Source organism: Acidithiobacillus sp. TH-A35, assembly GCF_057473505.1.
The window spans coordinates 1-5,409 of sequence record NZ_JBYCKR010000287.1; the positions used below are offsets into that span (position 1 = coordinate 1).

Genomic DNA, 5,409 nt, shown 5'->3' on the forward strand with positions numbered 1-5,409 from the left:
AGGTGATGCCGCCCTTGCTGATGAGATAGCCGAGATCTTCCGGCAGACCACGGACGACCTCCATCAGGAAGGCCGATATCACCTCGCCAAAGGCCAGACGAGTGGCCTGATCGGCAAACCGCCGCTCGCTGCGGCTGGTGTAGATGACCACATCCAGTCCCTTTGCATGGGCTGCGGCTGCCTGCCGCAAAATCTTCGCCCGCTGTGCGCTGCCTTCGTCGCCACTACAGGCGTCGACATTCACTTCGATCGCGGCCAAACCGGATTCCTGCAGCAGTCGCTCCAGTTGCTCCGTGGTTTTCCGCACATGAGAACCGACGACGATGGCCCCCGGCTTACCGCCTCGCACCAGGCGCGCCATAGCGCCAGCGGCCACCGGCTGGGGCGGCAGATCGGCTAGCGCCGTGAGCAGGCTTGCCGCGCTGCGGAACAAAAAGCGCTTGCCCTGCGCCGTCGCCGCTCGCAAATCCTGGGCAAAAGCGGCAAGATCGGCGGGCTCTACTGCATCTACCACCACACAGGCGTTGTCCTGCAGTGCTAACAGACGAGGCAGGCAGCCAGCACGCAGATCCGCCAGCACAAAGCGCTGCACCGCCGCCGCAGGTACTTTTCCATTGGTCTTTTCTTCAACATAATCAGGAAGATAGCTATGATTAAATGCGAAAGTGGAGTCCTGCGCAAATTCCGTCTCATGGGCGGGGACGTCCATTCCATTTTGGCGTACATAGTGGATGCTGTCACGGGTGATGCGCCCACCTTCAAAAAAGGCGGGGACAAGGAAATGGGCATCGAAGGGACCGAGTTCTTCCGAAATGACATCCGTTTCCAGCGGATAATGACCGCGCAGAGTAGAGTCGGAGCGGCTTACCAGCAGGGGCTGAATGGCGTGTCCCGTTGCTGCCGATCGCTCGAGAGCGATCCGCAGATTCCGGCAGATCTCCTGGGTGACGGCTGCCGCCTGGGGAGCAGCCATTCCCCGGGTATTGCTGAGGATGAAGAACAGCGGCACCGGATCGCGCAGGGCTTCCACCAGGGTTTCCGGATCCCAGCCGGTCAGCAGCAGGCAGGAGTGCACCGTCTGTGACCCGGTAGGATCGTCGTCAATGACGATGATTTTGTGCTCGGCCATACCTGGGGCTCCTATGCGGCGCTAAAGTCGTGGACCCTGGCGACGATGGTTTCGGCGGTGATGCCGTTGAAGGCCATGAGCTCGCCCGCCGTGGCGGTGGTTTCACCGCGCAGCCAGGCCAGCACATCCCGCTGCCCCGCCCGACTGCGCAGCAGCACCGGTTCCAGGGCACCAGAAGTGCCACCACTGATCCCCAACAGCAGGTCGCCGCTGAAAAGGCTGTGAAAATCGGTATCGCTCATAAATCCGGTATCGGCTTCGGCGACCGTATGTGCCGCCACATCCGTCGGCCGGTAGAGCTGGCGTGGGTTGACCACCGAAACAATCCGCACGCGGTAGCCGTCCTTTTCCAACTGCTCCTTCGCCGCAAATACCGGCAAGAGGACCATATCACCGGTCACGGCGATGGTTAGCGTGCCACGTTTGCCAGCGCCCGTGTCATGGAGCAGTGATGCACCCTTGCGCACAGCCTCCCGCGCCTGGGGCAGGGTCATGTACACCGGCAGGGGACTCTTGGAAGCGATGATCACCATGGCTTTGTTGACGCTATGCACAGCATATTCATAGGCTGCCTGAATGACGTTGGCATCAGTCGGGTAGAGCAGGAAAACGTTGCCGTTACGCATCTGCGCCGCAAAGTAGTTCTCGATCTCCGGACGCTGGTGGGTCCAGCCGTTACGCCCCTGCTCCAGTGCCCCCGCCGTGAACATGCAGACCGCCGACGGTGTCTTGCGGCGCAACTCGGCCATGGCCTGGGCTACCGTCTGCATGATGGGCCAGCCGTTGATGGCGAAGGACTCGTAGGACAGCCATAGGGAACGACTGCCAAAGAGAGCCAGACCTGCTGCCAGCCCCGCGCAGGCGTCTTCGTTCAAGGGTTCATAGACCTGACCGCCGGGCTGTTGGTTGTAGAGCGGGTCCACCGTGGGATGACGGATCTTCAGGGTATCGTTGATGTTTTTCATGGCCGAGGCTTCGTTGCCGTCGGCGTTGGTCACCACAAAGCGCTTGTCCTGTTGCCCCAGCCAGGCTACGAGAGCGCCCATGGCGGTGGCCGGTACTGCCTGCGCGCCGGGTTTGAACTCCTGCAAGGGGAATTCCCCCAGTTCCATAATTGGCAGCACATGCTCAGTCACTGCGGTCTTGGCGGCAGGCCCGCCGCCGGCGCGAGAGAAATTGTCCCGCACCAGAGCCCAGGACTCGGGACTGAGGGCGCGCTGTTCCAATGCCGCTTGTATTTCCGGTGACTCCGGGGTGTCCTTGGGATACAAATTATGGGACTTGGCTCCCGAAACGTGCATACCCGCTCCCTTTAGCTGCTTGATAATGAAGGCCGTGTGCCGTCCGCTCAGGGCATTGTCTGCCGCCTTGGCGACACCTGCCAGCACCGCTTCCATGAAAGCCAGGCGCTGACTGAAGGAGAAGCGCGCGGAATCCACGTAGGCACCTTCCTGACCAGCGTCGTCGAACACCTTGGCATCTACCAGAATGACCTCGTCGAAATCATGGGCCCGCCAATAGGCGATCATTTCGTCATTTTGCATCAGGGAAACCATGGAGTGGTGCTCCTGGCTGAAGCCGTTCCACACCAGCACCGGTAGGTAGTTGGTGACTTGCGGGTAGGCAAAGTGAAAGTGCTTCATGGCACTGAGCACATAAGGTTCGCCGAAACCCCCGTCGCCGATGGTCACCGGGAAGAGGGTTCCCGGATGCAGCAATGCCCCGGCCATAGCGAAATGCTGCCCCTGCCCGAGCGGCCCGGCAGGGGCCAGCAAACCGGGGATGGCGCCGGAGAGATGGCCGAGCAAGCCGTGCTGCTCCCGGAAACGCGCCATCATGTCCGTCATATTGCGGATACCCATTTCTTCCAAAGAACTGTCGAGGAACATGGCGCTATAGAAGCCTGGGGCATGATGACCCACCTCGGTGACGATGTTGGTGTGGCCAAGCATGACCAGTGCAGCATAGGCCTCAGCACTGGAAGCAAAACCACCGGGGTGCCCGGAAGACTTGGAGGCGCAGACCTGCAAGGTGCAGTAACGCAAAGCATCGGCCAGCATCAGGGTTTGGTAGACCGCCGCTTTAGCCGCCGGATCGGGGATCGCCTTATGACCGGCAGCAATGGCCGCACTCTGGCCATATTGCGCAAAATCCGGCCAGGCTTTTCCGAAATAGAACATTCCTTCGCAAAAAGCGGGGGCATTGGCGGGCAGAGCTGTGTGATCGGTCATGGCGCAGAGATCCTGTGACAAAAAATATTGCCCTCACTGTAAGGAAGACCGTATTATTCCGCAATAGGGAATCATTTCCACCATGCGGAATATGCTATGTCAGACAGCACCAATCGCCACAGCCATACCATCCAGGTCATCGACCGCTTGCGCGTCCTGCTCGACATCCTGGCCGATGAGGGCGGCCAGGCTTCCCTGAAAACCCTGGCGGCTGTCTCTGGCCTGGCTCCCTCCACTGCTTTTCGCATCCTCGCCTCGGCGCAGGAAAATGCGCTGATTATCCGCGACGCCGCCGGTCATTACCGATTCGGGCCACACCTGCAAAACTGGGCACAACTCGCCCATGGGCGCAGTGACCTGCGCGCCATCGCCCGCCCGATCATGACTTGGCTGCGCGATCAGGTACAGGAAACTGTCAATCTGACCATCGAGCAAGGCGACGAGGCCGTCTATGTCGAACGCGCCACCTCAACCCGGATGATGCGGGTGGAGCAGATCATCGGTAGTCGCGCGCCCCTGCATACCACGGCGGTGGGCAAACTGATGCTGGCGCTGAATGGCGAAAACGCGATCGCTCGATATGCCCAGCGCACGGGCCTGCCCGCACTTACCATCCATACCGTAAATCAAGCCCTGGCCTTGTGGCAGGACGCCCGGACATCTCTCGAACGCGGTTATGCCCTGGATAATGAAGAAGCGGAAATCGGTGTCGGCTGTATTGGCGTTCTCCTGCGCACCCCGCTGCCTTGGAACACCGGCCTAAGCATCTCTGCGCCCATCGAACGCCGCCAGGAGAGCTGGGTACCGCTGCTGCAGGAGGCGGCCCGGCGCATCGATACGCGACTGCAGGGGCAGACGGTGTGCATCGAGATGGAAACCTTGACCTCCTCCTCGCCCTGAGAAGTGAAAACTCCTTTCTGTTAGCAGCGGCCCTACCTCAGCCACTTCGATTAGTCCGATTCCTTTGTCCTCGACGAAGAACTTGCCGATGCGGGCGTTATCTGTAAAGGGAAGTTCGAAAAACTCCCCATGTGCAGTGAAATATAGGGAGTAGATTAGATCGGAGAGTGCCCATGGCAGGACTGGTAGGGCAACCAAAGCGCAGGAACGGGGCAATACCCGCCGGTCCCGCCACCGTGCCCGGGTCGAGCATGTTTTTGGTGCCCAAACCCAGCAGGGTGGCAAGATGCTACGGACAATTGGCAAGGCCCGCGCTGCCGTCAGGATTGGGATGATGAATCTGGTCTATAACATGCGGCGCTTTACCTGCTTGCTAAAACAGGAAATGGCTTGGTAGGGGGTAATCCGTCCAAAATCCGCAAAAATGGATAATACATAAAAACCGCCGGAAAATGGCGAAGAAGAAGGAGTCCCTCCACTTCAAACAGCGAAGTTTTTGTTATTCGCGGCTCCCTACAGTAACAGGGTTATTTCAGAATAGTGGTGAGGTTATGGGTTAAGTCTTGTAGATTGCGGGAAATGCCTTGCAGGCTGTCAAACTGCAAAGATAATGTGCGCAAGGTCTGACCGGCTTTATCGACTTGCTTGCGGGCCACTGACTCCGCGTCTTCTATGGACTTTGCCTGGTGTTCAACCGCATCCATGTTTTCCTGTATGATGACGGTGGCATCCTGCACTTTTTTTGCTAAATTACGTACTTCATCGGCGACAACTGCAAAACCACGGCCATATTCACCTGCACGAGCAGCTTCAATGGCGGCATTCAGCGCGAGCAGATTGGTCTGGTAAGAAATCCCCCGAATGGTGGTGGCTATCTCGCCAATAGTTTTTGCCTGTCGCTCTAAGGTCTTTACGGCTTTTTGGTTGTCTTCCATGCCGCTAACGACACTTTTCAGGGCTTGTTCCATAGTCGTTACTTGCATTTTTGACTCAGTGACGGCCCCGCTGATATTATCGACCATCAGAGCTAGTTCCTTGGCAGTATGTTGTCCCATTCGTCTGGCAGTTATTTCTCTCCAGCTAGCATGGAACGCGATGACTTTACCCGATATATCACGGACAGCAGTAAAGTTCAGCGCGAAGATTACT

At 58.5% G+C, this 5,409-nt stretch carries 5 protein-coding genes; 2 read left to right on the forward strand and 3 right to left on the reverse strand.

The annotated features are described in order from the left end of the window. Together AC2VNK_RS09315 and AC2VNK_RS09320 are read right to left on the reverse strand one after the other, a co-directional pair. Window positions 1-1,129: four-carbon acid sugar kinase family protein (locus AC2VNK_RS09315; protein ID WP_486883554.1), on the reverse strand; the 1,129-nt coding region annotated here is incomplete at its 3' end. A gap of 11 nt (window positions 1,130-1,140) precedes the next feature. Next, on the reverse strand, window positions 1,141-3,360 hold the full coding sequence (locus tag AC2VNK_RS09320) for a phosphoketolase family protein (RefSeq protein ID WP_486883555.1): 2,220 nt from the start codon (window positions 3,358-3,360) through the stop codon (window positions 1,141-1,143). A 96-nt stretch (window positions 3,361-3,456) separates the two neighbouring features. On the opposite strand from AC2VNK_RS09320, the gene AC2VNK_RS09325 reads away from it, so the two are divergent. Together AC2VNK_RS09325 and AC2VNK_RS09330 are read left to right on the forward strand one after the other, a co-directional pair. Further along, complete coding sequence (locus AC2VNK_RS09325; protein WP_291508393.1) at window positions 3,457-4,260, forward strand: IclR family transcriptional regulator; 804 nt, start codon at window positions 3,457-3,459, stop codon at window positions 4,258-4,260. A 154-nt stretch (window positions 4,261-4,414) separates the two neighbouring features. Then, entirely contained in the window at window positions 4,415-4,657 is a 243-nt protein-coding gene (locus AC2VNK_RS09330; RefSeq protein WP_486883557.1) for a transposase, read from the forward strand. A 130-nt stretch (window positions 4,658-4,787) separates the two neighbouring features. On the opposite strand, the gene AC2VNK_RS09335 is transcribed toward AC2VNK_RS09330, so the two are convergent. Beyond that, window positions 4,788-5,409, reverse strand: a 622-nt coding sequence (locus AC2VNK_RS09335; RefSeq protein ID WP_486883556.1) for a methyl-accepting chemotaxis protein, incomplete at its 5' end; no start/stop codon positions are given.

Bases quoted from the DNA above. Each gene is read 5' to 3' on its own strand.
- AC2VNK_RS09325 (WP_291508393.1), top strand. From the start codon at position 3,457: ATGTCAGACAGCACCAATCGCCACAGCCATACCATCCAGGTCATCGAC.
- AC2VNK_RS09320 (WP_486883555.1), bottom strand. From the start codon at position 3,360: ATGACCGATCACACAGCTCTGCCCGCCAATGCCCCCGCTTTTTGCGAA.